Below are 22,147 nucleotides of genomic sequence, written 5' to 3' on the forward strand. Positions count from 1 at the left end.
TCCCGGATGACCTCTACATCACCCCATTACGACGTGATCGTCGCCGGCGCAGGTCCCGTCGGCCTGTTCCTCGCCTGCGAACTGGCGCTTGCACGCTGCACCGTACTGGTCCTGGAAAAAGCCGCCGATCCCGATTCGCCGTTGAAGCGCCTGCCGTTCGGCATACGCGGCCTGTCGTCGCCCAGCATCGAAGCGCTGTACCGCCGCGGCCTGCTGGACGAACTGCAGGTGCCCAAAAAACTCGAGCATCCGTTCGTCACCGCGACCGGCACGCAAGTCCGGCGCCAGGCGGGGCACTTCGCCGGCATTCCGTTTCATCGCGAAGACGTCGACGCGTCGCAATGGCCCTGGCGCCTGCCCGGCGTAACGCCGACCAATCTGCTGGCCGAGATGGCGGAACTGGAAGCCATGCTGGCCCGCCGCGCGCACGCGCTGGGCGTCGAGATCCGGCGCGGCCTTGCCGTGACAAAGGTCGAGCAAGCGGCCCATGACGTGACCGTGCATGCGGGCGGGCAGGCTTTCACGGGGCGTTGGCTGGTGGGCTGCGACGGCGCGCGCAGTGCCGTGCGCAAGGCCGGCCGCTTCGAATTCGCGGGCACGGCGCCTGAATTCACGGGCTATACGGTCAAGGCCGATCTCGTCGAGCCGGCGCCGATCAGGATGGGCCGCACGATGACGCCGGCCGGCATGGTCATCCAGTTCCAGCCGGGGCATCTGGCGCTCGGCGATTTCGACGGCGGTGCCGCTCACGACGCCGGCCAGCCGGTCACGCGCGAACACGTGCAGGCGGTCCTGCGCCGCGTCTCCGGCACCGATGCGACGATCGCCGCGCTGCATCTCGCCACCACGTGGACCGATCGCGCGCGCCAGGCCACCGCCTATCGCGACGGGCGCATCCTGCTGGCCGGCGATGCCGCGCACATCCACTCGCCGCTGGGCGGGCAGGGACTCAACCTCGGACTGGGCGATGCGATGAACCTGGGCTGGAAGCTCGCCGCGACCGTCCACGGCACCGCACCCGCCGGCCTGCTCGACACCTATCACGCGGAGCGGCACCCGATCGGCGCGCGGGTGCTGGACTGGTCGCGCGCGCAGGTGGCGATCATGCGGCCGGAACCGGCGGCCCGCGCGCTGCATGCGGTCCTCCGCGACCTGATGGACACGCGCGACGGCGCCACCTATGTCGCGGGCAGGGTGTGGGGCATCCACACGCACTACGACCTCGGCGGCGATCATCCGCTCGTGGGCCGCAGCGTACCCGACTTCGTGTTCGACGATGGCACGACAATGAGCACGACGATGGGCGCGGCCATGCGCGACGGCCGGCCCATCCTGCTCGATGTCGGCGCGGACGCGGCGCTCGCGGCCTTCGCGCGACGCTGCGGCGACCGGATGACGTACGTGGCGGGCGCCGTCCGCGACAGCCTCGGTGTGCGCGCATTGCTGGTCCGGCCCGACGGCATCGTCGCCTGGGCTTGCGACGGCCCGCCCGATCGCACCGGACTGGCGCATGCGGCCGCGCGCTGGTTCGGTGGCGAGGATGTCGCGGATGCCGCGGATGCCGCGGAGCATGCTGCAATGCGGTGATGCGCGCATCGTCACGGTTATCCGCGTGCGCCCTGCATCAGGCTACAATAGGCCCCATGAAAAACTGGATCAGCCGCCTTCGGGGCGGCGCCGACAACCCTGCCGTCGCCAAGGCCGTCCCCGCGGCCGCGGAGGATGGCGAACAGCCCGGCGGCGTCGCCGCCGGGATCGAAGCCACCTACTACCGCTGGCTGACGGCATCCGCCGGCTACGATGCCCCGGCCGAGGTCGAAACCGCGATCCTCGACCAGGTCCGCGCGCTGGCGCGCGATCCGGCCGGCGCGGCCGAGCTGGTGCCGCGCGTGCCCGAAGTGATCCCGCAACTGCTGCGCAGCCTGCAGGACGAGGCGTCGAATGCGGAGCTGGCGCGCCAGGTCGCGCAGGACGTCGTCCTCGTCGCGGAAGTGATCCGCGAAGCGAACAGCGCCTATTACCGGCCGATGTCGCCCGTGAAGACGGTCGAGGCGGCCCTCATGATGCTGGGCCAGAACGGCTTGCGCATGCTGCTCGCGCGCGTCGCGTTCCGCCCGATCATCAAGCTGCAGGCGACCGGCTTCACGCGCGTGGCCGCGCCGCTGGTCTGGAACCAGTCCGAGAAATGCGCGCTGGCCGCCAGCCTCATGGCGCCGGGCCTCACGGCGGGGGCGTTCGAAGCCTATCTGGCCGGCCTGATGCAGAACCTCGGCGTCGTCGTCGGCTTGCGCCTGGCCGACCGCGTCTGCGAGGACGGCAAGGTGCCCGGCTCCAGCGAATTCGGCCTGCAATTGCTGGCCGAGGGCCGCAACCTGTCGGCGGCCATCGCGCAGCACTGGGACTTCCCGCAGCCGGTCGCCGACGCCATCGCGCACGCGGGCGATCCGGACGGCGAAAACCTGGCCCAGGCGCTCGCGCTGGGCGACCGCATCTCCAAGCTGCGCGTCCTGATCGACGCCAACGTGGTCGACGACGACGACGACTTCGTCATGGAGGGCCTCGACAACTTCCAGCGCCGCTGTCTCGGCAAGCTGAGCATGATCGAAAGCTGATCTGCCGCACCGATGTGGTGCCGCGCGCATCGTTGCGCCACAGCCGTGTTGCCACGCTTGGGTTTCCGTGTAATCATGATTTTCGGACACGAAACTTTTATCCAGGTAATAACCAAGCGTGGAGGTGGACGATGACCCGCAAGACGAAAGTTGCATCCCTGATATTGACCCTGGCGCTTCTGCCCTGGTGCGGCGGCCAGGCCGTGGCCGGACCGCTGGACGAGGCGAAGGCCAAGGCGCACCTCGACGCCGTGGCCGCCGGCGACCTGGAAGCGCTGATGCGCGACTATGCCGACGACGCCTACATGGAGTGGGTCGGCGGACCGCTCGACGGCCGCTACCGGGGCAAGGCCGAGATCCGCGCCGTCTGGAAGAAATTCATTGCGGTCAACGGCGGCCAGCCGCGTCCCGCGACGTTCGGCAAGTTGAAGGCGTTCGCCAACCCGCACGGCACGTCGGTGGAGGCCGGGGCCGGCTACGGCGGGAAGTTGCCGATGAAAGTGTGGCATGCGCTGACCTACCGCGACGGCGACCTGACCACCGAAGTCTGGCAGATCGCCCCCGCGCTGCAGATCGAGCAGTGATGCGCGCGTCGCTGCTGGTGCTGGCGGCGGCGCTGTTCGGCGGTGCGGCCGGCGCCGCGCCCGTCGAGGTGCTGGTGCGGACGCCGGCGGGCCTCCCGCTGGCCGACGCCGCCGTGCTCGTGGAGCCGCTCGCGGGCGCGCCCGCGCGAGCGCGCGCGCGCGCGCCTGCCGCGCACGTGGCCATCGAGCAGCGCGGCCGCGAATTCATCCCGTGGATGACCGTAGTGCAGACCGGCACCAGCGTCGACTTCCCCAACAACGACACGGTCCGCCACCACGTGTACTCGTTCTCCGAACCCAAGCGCTTCGAGATCAAGCTGTACGCGGGCAAGCCGGGCCAGCCCATCGTGTTCGACAAGCCGGGCCAGGTCGACATCGGCTGCAATATCCACGACTGGATGGAGGCCCACGTGCTGATCGTCGACACGCCGTACTTTGCCCGCACGGGCGCGGACGGCCGCGCGACCATCGCCGGCGTTCCGGCCGGGCGCTACCGCCTGCGCCTGTGGCATCCGCTGCAAAAGGCGCAGGGCGCGCCGGACGACATCGAGGTTGGCGACGCGCCGGTGCGCGAGACGCTCGTGCTGGACGCGCGCCCGCGCGAGCCCAGGCCGCATACCGAGGACACGGACCACTACTGACATGTCATCGACATCGCTGCGGCATCGTATCGCCATCGTCTTCGTCGGCCTGCTGGTGCTGGTCATGGGGCTCGTGCTGGCGCTCGTCCACAGCAGCAGCGCGCGTATCGTCGAGCGCGAGACGCAGCGCGAGCTGGCCGTCGGCGCCAAGGTGTTCCAGCGCCTGCTCGAACAGAACCAGCGCCAGCTCGAGACGGCCGCCGGCGTGCTGTCCGCCGACTTCGCGTTCCGCGAGGCGATCGCCACGCAGGACCAGCCGACCGTGCGCTCCGTGATCCGCAACCACGGCCAGCGCATCCACGCCCAGGTCATGATGGTCACCGGCACCGACGGCAGGATGATCGCCGCCACGCAGAGCACCTTTGCCGCCGGCGATCCGTTCCCGTTTCCCGACCTGCTCGCGGCGGCCGAAGCCGCGGGGCGGAGCGCCGGTTTCCGCCAGATGCGCAACGGCCAGCTGTTCCAGGTCGTGCTCGTGCCGATCATGGCGCCCACGCGCATCGCCTGGGTGGCGATGGGCTTCCACGTGGACGACCGCTGGGCGCACGAGATGGCCGGCGTGACCGGACTCGGTGTGCACATCGTCCGCGTGGGCATGCCTGGCCTGCTCGCGTCGTCCGGCGCCGCCGCGACGGATGCCGGCGACGCGCGCAACGCATCGGTCGGCGTGCCGCTGGACGGCGGCCTGCAGGCCGTGCTGCAGCTGCCGGTGGCGCAGGTGCAGGCGCCGTTCAACCAGTTGCAGGGGCGGCTGCTGGGTGTGATCGCCGCGGCCGTGCTGGTGTTCGCGCTGGGCAGCGTGATGCTGGCCGGGCGCATCGTCCGGCCCCTGAACGATTTATCCGCCGCGGCCCGTCGCATCGCGCTGGGCGATTACGCGCAGCCGCTGCCGCCGGCGCAGGGCGACGAGATCGGCCAGCTGGCCGGCAGCTTCGAACAGATGCGCACGGGGATCGCGAGCCGCGAGGAACGCATCGTGCGGCTGGCCTATGTCGACGAATTGACGGACCTGCCGAACCGCACGCGCTTCCTGGAAGCGTTCGGCCGCCTCACGCCGGGCGGGGGCGGCGCCGTGATCGTCGTGAACATCGACCGCTTCGCCCTCATCAACAACGCGCTGGGCCACCTCGTCGGCGACCGCCTGCTGCGCGCCGTGGCCGGCCAGCTGCGGCCGCTGGCGCCGGCCGGCGGCATGCTGGCGCGCCTGTGGGGCGACCAGTTCGCGTTCCTGCTGGAGGGCGCCGACCTGGACGCGGCGCGCCGCTTCGCCGACGGCGTGCTGGCCGCATTGCGCGATCCCGTCACGCTGGACGGCCAGCGCCTCGACATCGAGGCCGGCCTCGGCATCGCGCTGTATCCCGACGACGGCCTCGATGCCGCAACGCTCCTGCGGCGCGCCGAGCTGGCGCTGGCCGCGGCCAAGCGCCGCCACGCCGGCGTCGCGTTCGCGTCCGAGACGGGCGCCGAGCCCGCGCACGAGCAGCTGTCCCTCATCGGCGACATGCGGCGCGCGCTGCTCGCCGGCGAATTCACGCTCGCCTACCAGCCCAAGCTGGCGCTTGCCGGCGGCCGCATCGTGGCGGTGGAGGCGCTGCTGCGCTGGCAGCATCCGGAGCGCGGCAGCATCGCGCCGGCGCGCTTCATCCCGTTCGCCGAGCAGACGGGCTTCATCCGCGAGATCACGCCGTGGGTGCTTGAGACGGCCGTGCGCCAGGCCGCCGTCTGGCATGCGGCGGGACTGGACATCGCCGTGTCGGCGAACCTGTCGACGCTGGACCTGCTCGATCCGCACCTGGGCCGGCGCGTGCGCAACCTGCTGGAGACGCATGCCGTGCCGGCGCGCCGCCTGTGCCTGGAAATCACCGAGAGCGCGCTGATGGACGATCCGGCGCAGGCGCAGGCGCACCTGGACGAACTGGCGGCCCTCGGCATCAAGCTGTCGATCGACGACTACGGCGTCGGCCAGGCGTCGCTGGCCTACCTGAAAAGCCTGCCGGTCGACGAACTGAAACTCGACCGCAGCTTCATCACGGCGATCACGGAATCGCCGCGCAACGCGGCCATCGTCGAATCGACCATCATGCTCAGCCACGCGCTCGGCCTCACCGTCGTCGCCGAAGGCGTGGAGACACAGGCCGAGCTGCGTTGGCTGCGCGAGCACGGCTGCGACATCGCGCAGGGTTACGGCATCGCGCGCCCGATGGCGGCGACGCAGTTGCAGGGCTGGCTGGCCGACTTCGCGGCCAGGACGACGGCCTGACGCCGGTCAGGCGAGGAAGTCGAACGCCGACGCCGGCCGTCCCTCGCTCATCATGCCGAACAGCGAGTTGGCGCCCGCGCTCGCATATTGCTGCACCAGGCGGCTCGCCTGCGCGTTGACGGCCTGGGTCATCTGCGTCTTCTTGTCGGCGAGCGCGTCGCGGTCCTTCGTCACGGCAGTGGCCTGGTCCGCGAGCGTGCTGCCCGTCGCCAGCTGCTGCGCGAGTCCGGCGCCGAGCTTGTCGGCGAGGCCCGCGCCGCCGTCGGCGAACACCTTCGCCACCCGGTCGGGCGCGGCGGCGATGGCCGCGTTCAGCTTCGTCTCGTCGACCGTCAGCTTGCCGTTCTTCGTGCCGACGCCGATGGCCGCCAGCGCGGCCGGATCGGCGCCGCCGACGAGCCGCGCGACCTGATCCTGGATGTGCGCGAGCAGGCGGTCGGAGGCGACGTCGCCCGACTTGAGGCCTGCCAGGCGCGCCGGCAGGCCGTTGACGGCGGCGGCGAAGGCCTTCACGTTGCGCGCGATGGCGTCGTTGTCCCCGGCGAGCGTGACCGTGCCGGTGCCCGTCGCCTTGAGGTCGAGCGTGACGCCGGCGATGGCGCCCGCCAGCCTGTTGCCGGCGCTCGTGACGGTCTTGCCGTCGACGTTCACGACCGCGTCCTGCGCGGCGCTCGTCTGCGTGACCGTGCCGCGCGCCGGCGGCTGCCACGCCAGCAGCGCCTGCAACGCCGGGTCGCCGGAGACCTGCACGCGCATCGCGTTCGCGGCGCCGGGCTGGCTGCTCAAGGTCAGCGCCACGCCTTTGTCGCCGGATACCAGCTTCGCATCCACGCCGGCCGCCTTGAATGCGGCGGCGATGCCTTCCAGCGTGTTGTCGGGCGCGCCGATGCGGATCGTCTTCGTGTCGTTTCCCGTCCCGATCCGGATGACGGTCGGCGCGCCGCTGCCGATGGCCGTGGTGCCGGACGCCACCCGGACGGTCGACAGTTGCTGGGCCTGCGCCAGCTGCTTCACGTCGACCTTGTGCGTGCCGGCCACGGCGCCGGATGCCGTGATGCGCGCGTCGACCGCCTTGCCGTCGACCTGCGCGGCCAGTTTCAGGCCGCTGGCCGCGACCGTGCCGGCGACGGACTTCACGTCGTCCAGCACGTTGGCGAGCCGGCCCAGCGTGGACAGGCGCGCGTCGTCGCGCCGGATCTGCGCGTCGATGCCCTGCAGGCCCGTGCTGCGCGCGGTGAGCGATTTCACGGCGCTGCCGTACAGGTCGGACAGGCTCTTGCTGCCTGCCGTGGCCGCGGCCGTCGTCGTGGATGGAATCGTGGTCGTCATGCCGGTATTATCCGCGCAAACTTGTCATCTCATTCATTGAACATCGCCTGGATTACGCATCAATCTCGGCTTTCGCGTGGGCCGGCGCCTCGACGAAGCCGGCGACGGCGCCCACCACTGCGCCCGTCTCGTCGCGCAGGGGCACGGCGTTGATGACGACGTGCAGCCGTTCGTCGTCGGCAAAGCGCACCGTCAGCGTTTCGCCGCGGATTTCTTCGCCGCTGGCGGCGGCGCGCTGCAGCGGCAACTGGTCGAGGGCCAGCAGCGTGGCGCCGGCATACACGGCGAATGCCCGTCCGCCCGGGGCGTCGGGTCCGGGATTCTCGCCGCGGCGCAGGCGCAGCAGGCGTTCGGCGACGGGATTGGCCTTGACGCGCCGGCATTCGCGGTCGCTGGCGAGGAACAGCGCGGCGGGCGCCGCCTGCATCAGGCCTTCCAGCTCGCTCGTGCGGCGCTGCTCGCGCCGCTGGCTGTCCTGCAGGGCGCCCGCCAGGCGCCGCTGTTCGGTGATCTCCTCGACGATGACCGTCACGCCCAGCAGCGTTTCGGCGCCGTCGAATACCGGATGGAGGCTTTCGCGCCAGACGCGGCGCACGTGCGGCTGGGCGGGCGTCGCGCCTTCGAAGACGGAACCGACGATGGGCCGCCCCGTCGCCATGACCTGGCGGATGCGGATTTCGGCGGCGGCCGCGATTTCCGGAACGACGTCGTGGATCGACTTGCCGACGTGGTCCTCGGGCGGCAGCCCGTTGATGTCGGCCAGCAGGCGGTTGATGCGCAGGTAGCGCAGGTCGAGGTCGAGCACGGCCAGTCCGACCGGCACGTGGGCGAGCGCGGCTTCGAGGGTCAGCATGGCGCGGCGCATGTCCATGCTTTGGCGCCCGGCGTCCGCCAGGCGTTCCTGCTGCCGGCCCAGGACGACGGCGATGACCGCCGCGAGAGGCATCAGCAGCAACAGGAGCTCTGCACTTACAACGGGCACGGCAATCCTCCGAACACATGGGCCGATGATTCTCGAAAATATCATTTTCTTTGCGAAATCATCAATATGTGTATGCAGTATCGCGGCTGTGAATGTGGGAATCCGGTGCGCTAACGTGCAAATGTGTGGCTGTGTAACATCAGCGGTGTGACATGTGCCGCCCATGACGCCGATCCGGCGACCGTAATTTTACGTATATCAAAGATTTGTCGAATCAATAATAATCGGCAGCCGGACGGCTCACGGCGATCCCGGCCGTAACAAAAGAGAGAGGAGGCATATGTCATTCATCATCGTTCTCGCCGCGCTGGCGTTCCTGATGTTCGCCGCCTACCGCGGCTACAGCGTCATCCTGTTCGCGCCGATCGCGGCCCTCGGCGCGGTGCTGCTGACGGCGCCGGCGGCCGTCGCGCCCGTATTCACCGGCATCTTCATGGAAAAGATGGTCGGCTTCGTCAAGCTGTACTTCCCCGTGTTCATGCTGGGCGCCGTGTTCGGCAAGGTGATCGAGCTGTCCGGCTTTTCGGAATCCATCGTCAACGCCGCCATCCGCTACATCGGCCGCGCGCGCGCGAACGCCGTGATCGTCGCCGTGTGCGCGCTGCTGACCTATGGCGGCGTGTCGTTGTTCGTCGTCGTGTTCGCCGTGTATCCGTTCGCGGCCGAGCTCTACCGCCAGAGCAATATTCCGAAACGCCTGATGCCGGGCGCGATCGCACTGGGCGCGTTCTCGTTCACGATGGATTCGCTGCCGGGCACCCCGCAGATCCAGAACATCATCCCGACCACGTTCTTCAAGACGACGTCGTGGGCCGCGCCCGTGCTGGGCACCGTCGGCTCGCTGTTCATCGTCGTCGTGGGCCTCGGTTACCTCGAATGGCGCCGCCGCGCGGCGATGGCGCGCGGCGAAGGCTACGGCAGCTCGCTCGTCAACGAGCCGGAGCGCATCCCGTCCACGTCGCTGCCGCATCCGGCGCTGGCGATCCTGCCGCTCATCGTCGTGGGCGTCGCGAACTTCGTCCTCACGCGCGCGATCCCGCAATGGTATGGCGATGCGTACACCGTGCCGGCCGCGATCCTGCCCGGCGTGCACACGCCGGTGACGGCCACCGTCAAGACCGTCGTCGCGATCTGGTCGGTGGAAGCGGCGCTGCTGCTGGGGATCGTCGTCGTGATCGTGACCGCGTTCCGGCGCGTCGCCGGCCGTTTCGCGGACGGATCGAAGGCGGCCGTCGGCGGCGCGCTGCTGGCCGCGATGAACACGGCGTCCGAGTATGGTTTCGGCGGCGTGGTCGCGGCGCTCCCGGGCTTCATCGTCGTCGGCGATGCGCTCAAGAGCATCCCGAACCCGCTCGTCAACGCGGCCGTGTCGGTGAGTTCCCTCGCCGGCATCACGGGGTCCGCGTCGGGCGGCATGAGCATCGCGCTGGCCGCGATGTCGGACCTGTTCATCAAGGGCGCGCAGGCCGCGCAGATCCCGCTGGAAGTGCTGCACCGCGTGGTGTCGATGGCGAGCGGCGGCATGGACACCTTGCCGCACAACGGTGCCGTCATCACGCTGCTGGCCGTGACGGGGCTCACGCACAAGGAATCGTATCGCGAGATCTTTGCCGTCACCGTCATCAAGACGCTGGCGGTGTTTTTCGTGATCGCGTTTTATTACGTGACCGGGCTGGTGTGAAAAAGCGGCGTCGTTCGCGTGCATAAACCCGTCGCCTCACGGATAACGCCGTCGCGTCCCCGCATAACTCCGTCGCCCTCGCGCATAAACACCGTCGCCCCCGCGCATAAACACCGTCGCCCCCGCGCAGGCGGGGGCCCAAGTTTTCGTGCGTTACGGCAGCGCCGGCAAACTTGGGTTCCCGCCTGCGCGGGAACGACGGGGGGCGCCCGTACGCCGTAAAAAGACGCTATTCACTCCGGCAGGCAGACATATTCCGCATCCTGCATGGCATAGCGGGCGAACAAAAAGTCGCGGATCGACGCCACGCGTCCATCCGCCCAGCCGAGGACGACGAAATAATCCGGCCGCCCAGGGGCGCCGTCCGACTGCCGGATCAGCACCGCGGGCAGCCCTTCCACGAGGCCCGGCCATGCCGTCCAACCCGTGGATTGGCCATAGCGCGTGAAGTACTCGCCGACGGCGGCGCCCTGCAGCCGCAGCCGGTTCGCGAGGTCGAGCCGCACGTCGGCCGCCAGCGTCTCGCGCAGCGCGTCGAAATCGCGCGCGTTGAACAGGTCGACGTAGCGCTGCAGCAGCCGCCGTTCCGCGTCCGGCAAGGCTGCGTGCGTGGCGGCGCCGGTCCCGTGCCCGGCCAGTTCGCGCAGGCGTCCGCGCCCGCGCTGCAGGGCCGATTTCACCGCGGGCACGGTCGTGTCGAGGATGTCGCTGACCTCGTCGGCGGAGTAGTCCAGCACGTCGAACAGGATGACGGCGCTGCGCTGCGCCGGGGGCAGGCGCATGAACGCCGGCAGGCTGGCCGACGTCGCTTCGCGGCGCGCCTGCTCGTCGTGCGCGTCGGCGATCGCGTCCACCTCGTCCTCGTCGCGCACGGCGGGCGCGCGGGCCCGGCGCCGCAACAGGTCGAGCGCCAGGTTGTGCGCGATGCGGAACAGCCAGCCCTCCGGATTGTCGATGGGACGGTCCGGTGGCGGCGACTCCAGCGCACGCACGAGCGCATCCTGCACGATGTCCTCGGCGTCGAGCACGGATGCGACCATGCGCGTGCAATAGCGGTGCAGCCGGGGGCGCAGGCGCTCCAGGTCGACCGACTGGATGGCGGACGGCGCGGCCCGGGTCATGCGGCGGCGACGGTCGAGGCGGCGTCGCAGATGATGGCGTCCATCTGCGAGATGGCCTTCACGCGTTCGAAGTAGGCCGGCATCTCGGGATGCTGGCGCATCGCCGCGATGTCGTCGGCGCTGCGCCATTGGCCGTAGATGACGACGCGGCGGTTGTCGCGGGCGATGTGCAGCGTGGACGACACGAAGCCGGGGACTTTCGAAATCCACGCCTCCGTGCCTTGCCGCAGCAGGGTCACGAGGCGGTCGAGGTTTTCCGGCGCGACGGTGAAGATGTTGATCAGGGTGGTGGTCATATCGGTTCTCCATGAACCCGGACAGGAGGGTTCGCATCCGCATAGACGCCGGCGGATGGCGAAACGAATCGGTCCTGCGAAAAAAAATGACGGCCGGCGTAGGTCAGCACGGCGTGACGACCCGCACGACCGTTTCGCACCAGTCGCGGAAACCCATGCGCAGATAAAGGTCGTGCGCGCGCCGGTTGGCGCTCATCACGTGCAGGAACGGCGTGTTCGCGCGCGCCAGCTGGCGCATGACGAGCTTTTGCATCAGGCGTTGCGCGTAGCCGCGGCCCTGGTGGTCGGGATGCGTGCAGACGCCGCTGATCTCGCGCAGGCTGTGCGCCGCCATGCGCTCGCCGGCCATCGCGACGAGGCGGCCGTCTTCGACGTAACCGAAGTACTCGCCCAGTTCGATGGTGCGCGGGCCGAACGGGCCGGGGCGCGTCAGCTGGGCCAGTGCCATGGCCTGGTCGACGTGCGCGGGACCCAGCGGCAGGGCGTCCGGCGCCGGGTCGTGCGCCGGGCCCGCGCGGCCGTCCCACACGAGACGGAACATGGTGGCCTCCGCCGTGATGCGCCAGCCGTCCGGCACGGGGCCTGACCAGGCGTCGCAATACAACTGTTCGCCGGGCACGCAGAACGGACGCAGCGCGGCGAAGTCGGGCGCATGCGGATCGGGGAAGCCGACGATGGGCGAAAAGCCCGGTGCGTAGCGGCGCGCGCGGTCGGTGCCGGTGGCGAGGTGGCGGTGGGGGCCGTTGAGGCAGTTCCAGAAGACGTTGTCGAGCGGGTGTGCCATGGTCGTCGAAAGCCGTAAAACGTCACTCTAGCATGGCGCGGCGGCGTTCACGCGGGCAGCCGCAGCACCCAGTCGAGCAGGGGCCGGGCCGCGTCTTCCCAGCGCGGATCGAGCATGAGCGCGTGCGCCAGCCGCGGCACGAGGTGCGGCGTGGCGCCGTAATAGGTGGCGGTGCCGCGCACGGCGTCGGGACGGATGAAGCGGTCGTCCAGGCCGCCCAGCACGAACATCGGCGGCGACTGCCAGGGCATCGGCGCGAACGGCCGCCAGCCCTGCAGTTCGATGCCGACGTGGCGCGACTCGCCCTGCACGCGGCCGGCGAACCGGGCATAGTCGGCGTCGGGGAGGTCGTCGGAAAACAGGTGGCGGCGCATGGCGTCGGGATCGAGCGACTGCGCGTCGGCGAAGCTCAGGCGCGCCAGTTGCTGGAACAGGTCGGGCGACGACAGCATCATCTGCCACGCCGAATAGGCGAGGCCCCACGGCGGCACGGACGCGAGCAGCGCGACCCCGGCCGCGTGGCCGCCGCTGCGCACCCAGTCCTGCACGACGGCGCCGCCGAGCGAGTGGCCGACGACGACCAGCGGTCCGCCGTCCAGTTGCGCGACGGCGCGGCGCAGGTCGTCCGTGTAGTCGGCCAGGCGCCAGTCGTTCAGGCGCTCGCGGCCGCCGCTGCCGCCGTGGCCGCGCAGGCTGAGCGCATGCACTTCGAAGCCGGCGTCGGCGAACCAGGGCATGACGTGTTCTTCCCACACCCAGGCGCCCACGCAGATGCCATGCACCAGCAGCAGGCGCGGGCTGTCCGGACGAGGCCGGGCCGGACGGCGCGTGATCAGTTCCAGTTCCATGCATGCGTCAAGAGTAGCTCTCGACTGTATGGTAGCGCAATCCGGGCACGGACCACGCATGGTTACAACGTTTCGCAAACCATGTCGTAGTCAAAGCGGCGCCACGTGGATATACTGAAAAAATTCTTGCTGCCAAGAAACCAGACCATTTGCTGCTCGTTTCTATATCGAATTCGCAACCCTGTCATGCATCGACAAATACATAGAATCAACGCCATCCATACCGGGCGGACCCAGGGCTTTACGCTGATCGAACTGATTGTCGTGATCGTCATCCTTGGCGTGTTATCGGCGGTGGCCTTGCCGAAATTCGTGGACCTCGGGTCGTCGGCCCGCGTTTCCTCGCTTCAGGCGCTGGCCGGATCCGTCAAAACGGGCATCGGCATGGTCAAGTCTCTGACAGCGATACGCGGGGCGGGCACGCCGGCCGGTGTGACCGACCTGACGTTTGTCAGCATGGACTCCGCAACCCAGTTGCGGGTCTGGAATGGCTACCCCGACCGGTGGTGCGACGGCATCGGCGCCGTCCTGCAAAGCATGACCGTCCCGAGTGGCGGCTGCTATCTCTCGGCAGCGGGCATCGAAGTCGACGGCTTTACGTTTTACGGTTTCGGGAACAACAAGCTGCCCAACGGCGACGCCGGATGGCGAATCGAGAGCGCGCCGACGCCCACCCAATGCTCCGTTCAGTACACGTATAACGGCACGGGCGTTCCCGTCCTCAAGGTCAATACCGGCGGATGCTGAGGGAATCCGGGCCGCCGCCGGCTGTTGCGCCGCGCCGAACGGACTTTTCCATTTCTCCGCATTTATCCTCGGGGCGCGAATGGCCACAATGCATGGGACGGCGACACCCGTCGCCGCCCATTCATGACGAGGACCATCCATGCCGTTCGCAAATTTCAAATTTCCAGAAGGCGTCGTCGACGCCGCCCGCAAGGAAGAGATCATCCACCGCACGACGGCCATGTTCGTCGAGTATTTCGGCGAGCAGGTGCGGCCCTACACGATGGTGCTGGTGGAGGAGGTCGCCGACGGCGGCTGGGGCCGGGCGGACGAGACCTTGACGCTTGCGAAGATGGGGTTGGCTGCCGCCCCCGCTTGATTGCGCATGCAATGCAAATGGCGCGCCGCGGCGCCGTGCTTTTCGGTAGCATGGGCTGACCAACCACTCGGTCCTGCTTCGATGGCGCCCCAACCCTCATCCGTCGCGTCCTGCGTCGACGACGTGCTCATCACGGCGGAGCTGGAGCGGCGCCCGCGCCGGGCGCCGGATCACGCGGCCGAGAACCGTGCCATGGCCGCGCTCGCCCGGCAACTGGCCGTCGATCCGCACGGCGTCCCGCAGAAACTGGCCGAGCTGGTGCTGGAGCTGTGCGACGCCGACTCGGCCGGCATCAGCCTGCTGGAGGAGCTGGATGGACGGCGCGTGTTCCGCTGGCATGCGGCGGCCGGGCTGTTCGCGGAGCACCTGGGCGGCACCATCGAGTTCGACCGCAGCCCGTGCGGCGTCGTAGTCGACCGCAATCAAATCATGCTGATGCGGTACGGCGAGCGCTGCTTCGAAGCGATGCTGGGCTTCGATCCGCCCCTGATCGAGAGCCTGCTCGCGCCGTGGGTGGCCGAGGGCCGCGCATTGGGGACCGTGTGGGTGATCAGCCACCGCGAGGAGCGCCGGTTCGACGCGGAAGACGCGCGCGTGCTGTGCAACCTGGCCGATTTCGCGGCCGCGGCCTACCAGGCCATCGTCGCGTTCGAGGAGACGGCCGAGAGCAGGCGCGACCTCGTGCACGCGGCCGAGGAGCGCACGCGCGTGCTGGCGGGACATAATCGCATGCTCGAACACGAGATCGCCCAGCGGCGCCAGGCCGACGACGCGCTGCGCGCCAGCGAGCAGCGCTACCGCGACCTGCTCGGCGCGATTCCCGCCGGCGTCGTCGCGTGCGACGCGGCGGGGACCGTCGTATTCCACAACGCGTGCGCCGACCGGCTGTGCGGCGGCCCGCCCGGCGAGACGCCGGCCTGCTGGGGCGTGGGCGCATGCGCCGCGAACGGCCACCGGCTGACCAATTTCACGGCGCCGCTGCACGACGTGCTGGCCGGCGGCGAGCCCGTCGTCGACCGCGAACTGTCCATCGAACGGCCGGACGGCAGCCGCATCGACGTCCTGCTGAACATCACGCCGCTGCGCGACCACGCGGGCGCGCTCGGCGGCGCCGTGAACATCGTGCAGGACATCACGGCGCGCAAGCGCGTCGAGGAAGAACTGCGGGCGTCGGAACTGCGCTTCCGCACGCTGGCGAACACGGTGCCCGTGCTGATCTGGCAGAACGACGAGCAGGCCCGCAACGTGTTCGTCAACCAGTACTATCTCGACTTCGCCGGCAAGCCGTTCGAGGACCTGATGGGCGTGCGCTGGCATGCGCTGGTGCATCCGGACGACGCGCCGGCCTACATCGCCGACTACATGGAGGCCGTGCGCGCGCGCCGGCCCTGGCGCAACCTCGACCGCCTGCTGCGCCACGACGGCCAGTGGCGCTGGTTCGACAATTACGCGCAGCCGCTGTTCGCGCCGGACGGCAGCTACGCGGGCCATGTGGGGGCCTCGCTCGACATCACCGACGCCGTGCTGGCCGAACAGGCGCTCAAGGAGACCGACCGCCGCAAGGAGGAATTCCTGGCCGTGCTGGCGCACGAACTGCGCAACCCGCTCGCGCCGATCAGCAACGCCGTGCACCTGCTGCGCCATCCGGACGGACGGCGCCGCGCCGACCGGCTGGTCGAGATGCTGGGACGCCAGGTGCGCCAGATGATCAAGCTCGTCGACGACCTGCTGGAGATCGCGCGCATCACCCGCGACAAGATCGAACTGCACCCGCAGCCGCTGCTGCTGGCCGACGTCGTGCACGGCGCCGTCGAGACGAGCCGGCCCCTGATCGACCAGATGCGCCACCACCTGGACGTGCGCCTGCCCGACGAGCCGCTCACGCTGTACGCCGACAGCGTGCGCCTCACGCAGGTCCTCGCCAACCTGCTGAACAACGCGGCCAAGTACACGGACCTGGGCGGCCGCATCGAACTGGCCGCGCGCCGCGTCGGGCTTGACGTCGAGATCGCGGTGCGCGACAACGGCATCGGCATCCCGCCCGGCCACCTGCCCGAGGTGTTCGACATGTTCACGCAGGCGCACCGCGCGGCCGGGCGCGGGCACGGCGGGCTCGGGATCGGGCTCGCGATGGTGCGCGGCCTCGTGCAGATGCATGGCGGGACCGTCGAGGCGAAGAGCGCCGGCGCGGGGCACGGCAGCGAATTCGTCGTGCGCCTGCCGCTGGCGGACGCGCACGACGCGGCCGACGACGACGCGGCGGCGGCCGGCACGGTGCCGCTGGCCGGGCAGTGCATCCTCGTCGTCGACGACAACCAGGACGCGGCCGACACGCTCGCCATGCTGCTCGAAGCGGACGGCGCCCGGGCGCGTGCCGTGTACGACGGCGCCGCGGCGCTGGCCGCGCTGCCCGGCCTGCGTCCGCACGCGGTGCTGCTGGACCTGGGCATGCCGGACATGGACGGCTTCGAAGTGGCGCGCCGCATCCGCGCCGATCCCGCCTGGTGCGGCGTGCGCATCGTCGCGCTGACCGGGTGGGGACAGGAGCGCGACCGCGAACGCACGCGCGGCGCCGGGTTCGATTTCCATCTCACCAAGCCCGTCGACCTGGCCATGCTGCACGCGTGGCTGGGCACATGCGGCGCCCACGAGGCGTTACCCGGGACGTAGCCGGAACGCCTTGCGGTACGCCGCCGGCGACGTCTGCAGCGCGGTGCGGAAGTGCTGGCGCAGCGACAGCGCGGAGCCGAAGCCCGCTTCCCTGGCCACCACTTCGACCGCGGCATCGCCCGTCTCCAGCATCCAGCGCGCGTGCGCCAGCCGCTGGGCCAGCAGCCATTGCTTGAACGACGTGCCCGTCGCCTGGCGGAAGTGACGCGTGAAGTTACGCCGGCTCATGGCGGCGCGCCGCGCCAGGTCGTCGATGGCGTGTTCTTCTCCGAGGTGCCGCGCCACCCAGTCCAGCACCGCGGACAGCCGGCCGTCCGTGCCCGACACGGGCAGCGGCCGCTCGATGAACTGGGCCTGGCCGCCTTGCCGGTGCGGCGCCACCACGAGCATGCGCGCCACGTGGTTCGCGGCGTCGGCGCCGCACAGCCGGCGCAGCAGGTGCAGGCAGCAGTCGATGCCGGCGGCCACGCCGGCCGACGTCAGCACGTCGCCGTCGTCCACGTACAGCACGTCCGGATCGACTTTCACGCGCGGATGGCGGCGCGCCAGTTCCGGTGCCACGGCCCAGTGCGTGGCCGCGGTGCGGCCGTCCAGCAGGCCGGCTTCGGCCACCGGGAAGGCGCCCAGGCACAGCGCGACGATGCAGGCGCCGCGTCCGTGCGCCGCGCGCAGGGCGTCCAGCAGCGCGGGCGGCGCGGGGCGGCAATCGTCGTACCAGGCCGGCATGACGACGATGTCGGCGTGCGCCAGCGCTTCCAGGCCGTGGCGCGGCACGATGGCGAAGCCGGCGCTCGTCGCCAGCGGCGTTTCGGGGCCGGCGCCGCACACGGTCAGCTCGAAGCGGGAGCGCGCGTCCGCGCCGGGGCGGCCGCTGAACACGAGGCAGGGCACGGACAGGTGGAACGGCGTCATGCCGTCGAAGGCGATGACGGCCACGCGGTACGAAGGAGGAGCGGATCGGGTCATGGCCCGATTATATCGAAAGGTGTCCTGCGGGCCACTGTCGGGTTTGACCCCGCGCCGCGAGAATGGCGGTACACGAACCACAAGGAGCCGCCATGCAACTCACCCAGATCCGCAACGCCACCCTGCTCGTCGACTACGCCGGCAAGACCCTCCTCATCGACCCGCTGCTGGCCGGGCGGGGCGCCTACCCCGGCTTTGCCGGCACGGCCAACAGCCACCTCGCCAATCCCCTCGTCGACCTGCCCGTGCCGCTGGCCACGCTGCTCGACGTGGACGCCGTCGTCGTCACGCACCTGCACCTCGACCACTGGGACGAGACGGCGCGCCGCGTGCTGCCGCGCGGCCTGCCCGTGTTCGCGCAGAACGGGGCCGATGCCGACGCCATCCGCGCCGACGGCTTCACCGACGTGCGGCCGCTCGCGGCGGACGGGGACACGCCGTTCGACGGCATCCGCATCGCCCGGACCGGCGGCCAGCACGGCAGCGATGCCGTCATGGCGGCGATCGGCGCACGCATGGGCGAGGTGTCCGGCATCGTGCTGCGCCATCCCGACGAGCCGACGCTGTACATCGCCGGCGACACCGTGTGGAACGCGCACGTGGCGGCGGCGCTGGAAACGTACGATCCGGACGTCGTCGTGCTGAACTGCGGTGACGCGCAGGTGCCGGGCCTCGGCGCCATCATCATGGACCTGGACGACGTGGGCCGGGTGGCGCGCGCCGCGCCGCGGGCGTCCATCGTCGCGAGCCACCTGGAGGCCGTGAACCACTGCGTGCTGTCGCGCGCCGACCTGCGCGCCTGGCTGGACGGGCAGGGCCTGCGCGCGCGCGTGAGCGTGCCCGAGGATGGCGAGGCCCGCACGTTCCAGCGGGTGCGCGAACTACGCCCCGCTTAACCAGGCCGCCAGCGCCTGCAGGTCGACCGGCTTGGTCAGGTGATGGTCGAAGCCGGCCGCGCGCGTGCGGGCGCGGTCGGCCTGCTGGCCCCAGCCCGTGAGGGCGACGATGCGCACGCGCGCGCCGCCCGCGGTCCGCATGGCGCGCGCGACGTCGAAGCCGTCCATGTCCGGCATGCCCAGGTCGAGCAGCACGACGTCCGGCGCGAACTGCGGCAGGCTCGCCAGCGCGGCCGGCCCGCCGTACACGGCCCGCGCCCGCGCACCGTGCGATTCCAGCAGCAGGGCCAGCGTGTCGGCCGCGTCGGCGTTGTCGTCGACGACGAGGATGCGATGGCCGGCCAGCGTGCCGCATGGCGTATCCGCGCAGGCGTCCGGCGCGGTGTCCGGCAGCAGCGGCAGGCGCACGATGAATTCGCTGCCCTGGCCGGGGCCCGCGCTGTGCGCTTCCACGGTCCCCTCGTGCATCTCGACGAGCTTGCGCACGATGGCGAGGCCGATGCCCAGGCCGTCGCCGCCGCCCTTGTTGTCGAGGTGCGGCTGCGCGAACATGTCGAACACGCGCGGCAGCTGGGCGGCCGGGATGCCGCGGCCGTTGTCGACCACCGTCAGGGCGACGGTGGTCCCGCAGCGCTGCGCGGCCAGTTCGATGCGTCCGCCGGCGTCCGTGTACTTGGCGGCGTTGTTGATCAGGTTCGTGAGCACCTGCGTCAGCCGCACGGCGTCGCCGTACACGACGAGGGGCTCGTCCGGCAGCGCGACGTCGAGGCGGTGGCCGGCCCGCTCGAACTGCGGGCGGCTGGCATCGACGGCGTCGCGCACGATGTCGGCGAGCGGCAGCGGACGCCTGGCCAGTTCGATCTTGCCGCGCGAGATGCGCGCGATCTCCATCAGGTCGTCGACCAGCTTGACGATCTGCCGCACCTGGCGCTCGACGATGCCGAACAGGCGGTCGGCCGCCGCCGGGCCGTCGGAACGGCGCAGCAGCTGGATCGCGTTGCTGATCGGCGCGAGCGGATTGCGCAGCTCGTGCGCCAGCGTGGCGAGGAATTCGTCCTTGCGCCGGTCCGCTTCCTTCAGCGCCTGCTCGGCGCGCACGCGCTCGATCGCGGCCCACGTCCGCTCCGCGACCTCGCGCACGAGGTTCACTTCGGCGCCGCTCCAGTGGCGCGGCGCCGCGTGGTGCACGCAGAACGCGCCCGCGACGCGGCCGCCGGAAAACAGGCCGACGCCGACCTGGGCCGCGATGCCGGCGCCGCACCAGCCCGCGCGCGCGGCGCCGTCCACGAGCGGGTCGCGCGCCATGTCCTCGACGACGAACGCTTCGCCCCGGTCGAACGCGGCGAGTGCGCGCACGCCCAGCGCGGGCAGCGGATACGTGCCGGCCAGCGACGCCACGCCGTCCACGTGGTCGCGCCGGATGTGGACCCGGCCGTCCTCGAATTCGCCGATCAGCACGCGGCTGGCGCCCAGGTGCGCGCCCAGCATGCGGGTGGCGGTCGCCTCGATCGCGTCGAGCGCGTCCAGCGACCGCATGGCGTCGGACAGGCGCAGCAGGAAGGCCGCGCGTTCCTCGCTCTCGCGCAGGCGCGCTTCCAGCATGCGCCGGCCCGTCGTGTCGCGCGAGACGCCCACGACCTGCTCGACCGAGCCGTCCTCGGCCAGCACCGGCCCCCAGCGGAACTGGAAATAGGCGCTCGTGCCCGTGGGGCTCGTGAAGAACACTTCGTCCTGGATGGTGACGCCGGTGCGGAAGATGGTATCGAGGTGCTCGTCCAGGCGCGCGGCCAGGTCGGACGGGTGGCCCAGGTCGGCGAAGCTGCGTCCCAGCAGGTCGCCCGCGTGCGCCCCGAACAGTTCTTCCATCGCGCGGTTGACGTAGACGAAGCGGTGCGCGCGGTCGAACGCGTACACGAAATCGGGCAGGGCATCGAGCGTCGTCGCGACGAAGCGCGACTGGCGCATCAGCGCCGCGTGGGCCGCTTCGCGCTCGGTCTCGGCTTGCGCGCGTTCGACGGTGGCCCAGGTGCGTTCGGCCGTTTCCTGCATCAGGGCCAGGTCGGCGTCGCTCCAGGCGCGTGGCCGGCCGTGGTGCGCGAACAGGACGGCGACGAGCCGGCCGTCCTTCACGAGCGGCATGTCCGCCACCGCGGCGGCGCCGAGCGCCGCATGCGCCGCGCGGGCGGCGGCATCCAGCGCCGGATCGGCCCGCACGTCCGGCCGCACGACCGGGCGGCCCGTGCGCAGCGCGGCCAGCAGGCCGGCGCCGTAGTCGGCGTAGCGCAGCTTGTCCGCGAGCGCCGGCGCGGTGGCGCCGTCGGCGTACGTGACGATCAGGTGTTCGCCGTCGCCGCAGTCGGCCGCATAGCCGATCCGGTCGACGCCGAGGTGTTCGCGCAGCACGCGCGCGGCCTCGGCCTGGATGCGGCGCGGATCGGCCAGCGGGCGCAGTGCGTCGTTCAGGCGCAGCAGGAAAGCCTGGCGCCGTTCGTCGTCGCGCTGCGCCGCCAGGCCGTGTTCGACGCGCCGGCCGTCGCCGTCCAGCGCCGTCACGGCCCGGTACGCGGCCGCGGCGAAGGACGACAGCGCCGCCAGCAGGCGCGCATCCTCGGCGTCGAACCGGCGCTCGTGGTCGTGGGCGACGGCCCAGACGGTGCCGGCCGGCCGGCCGTCGATCGTCCACGGCACCAGCAGGCATTCCGCCAGCGGCGGACCGCCGCAGCGCAGCGCCGGGAAGCAGCGGTCCGGCGCGTCGAACAGCAGCGTCGTGTTGCGCTCGACGACAACGCCGCACGGACTGGCCGCGCGCGGTATCGCGCTCCCGAGCACGCCGGTGTGCGCGCCGGCCACGGCGGGCCAGCGGAACACGTCGCCGTCGTCGCCGCGTTCCAGCACGCTGACGCCGGCCGTGCCGGCGCGGCACAATTGCAGCGCGAGTTCGGCGAGCCGCTGCAGTACGCCATGCGGATGCGTCACGAGCTCGAGGCTGAGGAGGGTGAGGGCGCGGTTCTCCGCGCAGTGGTCGGGCGCACGCGCCGGGCGGCGTGCGAGTTCGTGCGTGATCAAGACCTCGTCGAGGGGCGCCTCGACATTGCCCGTGTCGTTATGCGTCATGTCTTCTCGTCCGTTGTTATGCCGGGCAGACTCGGTGCGGCTGGGCCGCGAACGGGAAGAATAGGGGCAGTTTGCCCGGCAGGGCAAGTGAAAGATGCGCCGGCCCGGCCTTGCGGTCGCGGCCGTGTTGCCGGCGCGACGATTCAAATTCCAAGTGGAAATGAAGCGCGTCGACATGCCGATCGGCACCGACTGCCGTTCCCGATTTGAGCGAACGGCGCCGTCCGCTACGCCGACGACGCAATGCGGGCTGGCTCG

18 protein-coding genes are annotated in these 22,147 nt (G+C 70.7%); 10 read left to right on the forward strand and 8 right to left on the reverse strand.

What is annotated here, in order from left to right; all coding sequences use genetic code 11:
* Nucleotides 1-6: 6 nt before the first annotated feature.
* From ASC93_RS07285 to ASC93_RS07305, 5 genes are all read left to right on the forward strand, one after another.
* Entirely contained in the window at nt 7-1,587 is a 1,581-nt protein-coding gene (locus ASC93_RS07285; RefSeq protein ID WP_056439366.1) for an FAD-dependent monooxygenase, read from the forward strand.
* Nucleotides 1,588-1,643: 56 nt separating this feature from the next.
* Nucleotides 1,644-2,612, forward strand: coding sequence for an HDOD domain-containing protein (locus ASC93_RS07290; protein ID WP_056439372.1), 969 nt, complete (start codon nt 1,644-1,646; stop codon nt 2,610-2,612).
* A gap of 131 nt (nt 2,613-2,743) precedes the next feature.
* On the forward strand, nt 2,744-3,196 hold the full coding sequence (locus ASC93_RS07295) for a nuclear transport factor 2 family protein (RefSeq protein ID WP_157201789.1): 453 nt from the start codon (nt 2,744-2,746) through the stop codon (nt 3,194-3,196).
* The gene (locus ASC93_RS07300) at nt 3,196-3,837 is read left to right on the forward strand and encodes a hypothetical protein (protein WP_056439375.1); all 642 of its coding nucleotides are present in this window, start codon (nt 3,196-3,198) and stop codon (nt 3,835-3,837) included. Before ASC93_RS07295 ends, ASC93_RS07300 begins: the two co-directional genes overlap by 1 nt.
* A gap of 1 nt (nt 3,838) precedes the next feature.
* Nucleotides 3,839-6,097 (forward strand): bifunctional diguanylate cyclase/phosphodiesterase, encoded by a 2,259-nt coding sequence (locus ASC93_RS07305; protein ID WP_056439379.1) that lies wholly within the window; start codon nt 3,839-3,841, stop codon nt 6,095-6,097.
* 6 nt (nt 6,098-6,103) lie between these two features.
* On the opposite strand, the gene fliD is transcribed toward ASC93_RS07305, so the two are convergent.
* Both fliD and ASC93_RS07315 read right to left on the reverse strand, forming a co-directional pair.
* A complete protein-coding gene (gene fliD, locus ASC93_RS07310) occupies nt 6,104-7,426 on the reverse strand; it encodes a flagellar filament capping protein FliD (RefSeq protein ID WP_056439382.1) in 1,323 nt (440 codons plus the stop codon).
* Between the two features lie 52 nt (nt 7,427-7,478).
* A complete protein-coding gene (locus tag ASC93_RS07315; RefSeq protein WP_162251807.1) occupies nt 7,479-8,408 on the reverse strand; it encodes a PAS domain-containing protein in 930 nt (309 codons plus the stop codon).
* Nucleotides 8,409-8,688: 280 nt separating this feature from the next.
* Between ASC93_RS07315 and ASC93_RS07320 the strand changes: the two genes are divergently transcribed.
* Nucleotides 8,689-10,089, forward strand: a complete 1,401-nt coding sequence (locus ASC93_RS07320) for a GntP family permease (protein WP_056439388.1) — start codon at nt 8,689-8,691, stop codon at nt 10,087-10,089.
* A gap of 233 nt (nt 10,090-10,322) precedes the next feature.
* Here the strand turns inward: ASC93_RS07320 and ASC93_RS07325 are convergent, their stop codons facing one another.
* The 4 genes from ASC93_RS07325 to ASC93_RS07340 form a co-directional block, all read right to left on the reverse strand.
* Nucleotides 10,323-11,210, reverse strand: coding sequence for a sigma-70 family RNA polymerase sigma factor (locus ASC93_RS07325; protein WP_056439391.1), 888 nt, complete (start codon nt 11,208-11,210; stop codon nt 10,323-10,325).
* Nucleotides 11,207-11,506: a putative quinol monooxygenase gene (locus ASC93_RS07330; RefSeq protein ID WP_056439395.1), complete on the reverse strand. Its 300-nt coding sequence runs from the start codon at nt 11,504-11,506 to the stop codon at nt 11,207-11,209. Before ASC93_RS07330 ends, ASC93_RS07325 begins: the two co-directional genes overlap by 4 nt.
* A 103-nt stretch (nt 11,507-11,609) precedes the next feature.
* The gene (locus ASC93_RS07335; RefSeq protein WP_056439397.1) at nt 11,610-12,290 is read right to left on the reverse strand and encodes a GNAT family N-acetyltransferase; all 681 of its coding nucleotides are present in this window, start codon (nt 12,288-12,290) and stop codon (nt 11,610-11,612) included.
* Between the two features lie 47 nt (nt 12,291-12,337).
* Nucleotides 12,338-13,138, reverse strand: coding sequence for an alpha/beta hydrolase (locus tag ASC93_RS07340; protein ID WP_056439400.1), 801 nt, complete (start codon nt 13,136-13,138; stop codon nt 12,338-12,340).
* A gap of 105 nt (nt 13,139-13,243) precedes the next feature.
* Here ASC93_RS07340 and ASC93_RS07345 point away from each other — a divergent pair, with 105 nt between their 5' ends.
* From ASC93_RS07345 to ASC93_RS07355, 3 genes are all read left to right on the forward strand, one after another.
* Complete coding sequence (locus ASC93_RS07345; protein ID WP_229412630.1) at nt 13,244-13,885, forward strand: type II secretion system protein; 642 nt, start codon at nt 13,244-13,246, stop codon at nt 13,883-13,885.
* 139 nt (nt 13,886-14,024) lie between these two features.
* Nucleotides 14,025-14,243 carry a 4-oxalocrotonate tautomerase family protein gene (locus ASC93_RS07350; RefSeq protein WP_056439407.1) on the forward strand — a complete coding sequence of 73 codons (219 nt, stop codon included), beginning with the start codon at nt 14,025-14,027 and terminating at the stop codon, nt 14,241-14,243.
* Nucleotides 14,244-14,324: 81 nt separating this feature from the next.
* Nucleotides 14,325-16,913: a PAS domain S-box protein gene (locus tag ASC93_RS07355; RefSeq protein WP_056439410.1), complete on the forward strand. Its 2,589-nt coding sequence runs from the start codon at nt 14,325-14,327 to the stop codon at nt 16,911-16,913.
* Here ASC93_RS07355 and ASC93_RS07360 read toward each other — a convergent pair.
* On the reverse strand, nt 16,899-17,879 hold the full coding sequence (locus ASC93_RS07360; protein WP_056439412.1) for a GlxA family transcriptional regulator: 981 nt from the start codon (nt 17,877-17,879) through the stop codon (nt 16,899-16,901). The genes ASC93_RS07355 and ASC93_RS07360 overlap by 15 nt on opposite strands.
* A gap of 92 nt (nt 17,880-17,971) precedes the next feature.
* Between ASC93_RS07360 and ASC93_RS07365 the strand changes: the two genes are divergently transcribed.
* A complete protein-coding gene (locus ASC93_RS07365; RefSeq protein ID WP_056439415.1) occupies nt 17,972-18,775 on the forward strand; it encodes an MBL fold metallo-hydrolase in 804 nt (267 codons plus the stop codon).
* On the opposite strand, the gene ASC93_RS07370 is transcribed toward ASC93_RS07365, so the two are convergent.
* On the reverse strand, nt 18,761-21,889 hold the full coding sequence (locus tag ASC93_RS07370) for a GAF domain-containing protein (protein ID WP_056439417.1): 3,129 nt from the start codon (nt 21,887-21,889) through the stop codon (nt 18,761-18,763). The two genes, ASC93_RS07365 and ASC93_RS07370, sit on opposite strands and share 15 nt — an antisense overlap.
* Nucleotides 21,890-22,147: the final 258 nt, after the last annotated feature.

The organism is Massilia sp. Root335, from assembly GCF_001425685.1.
GTDB lineage: Bacteria > Pseudomonadota > Gammaproteobacteria > Burkholderiales > Burkholderiaceae_D > Telluria > Telluria luteola.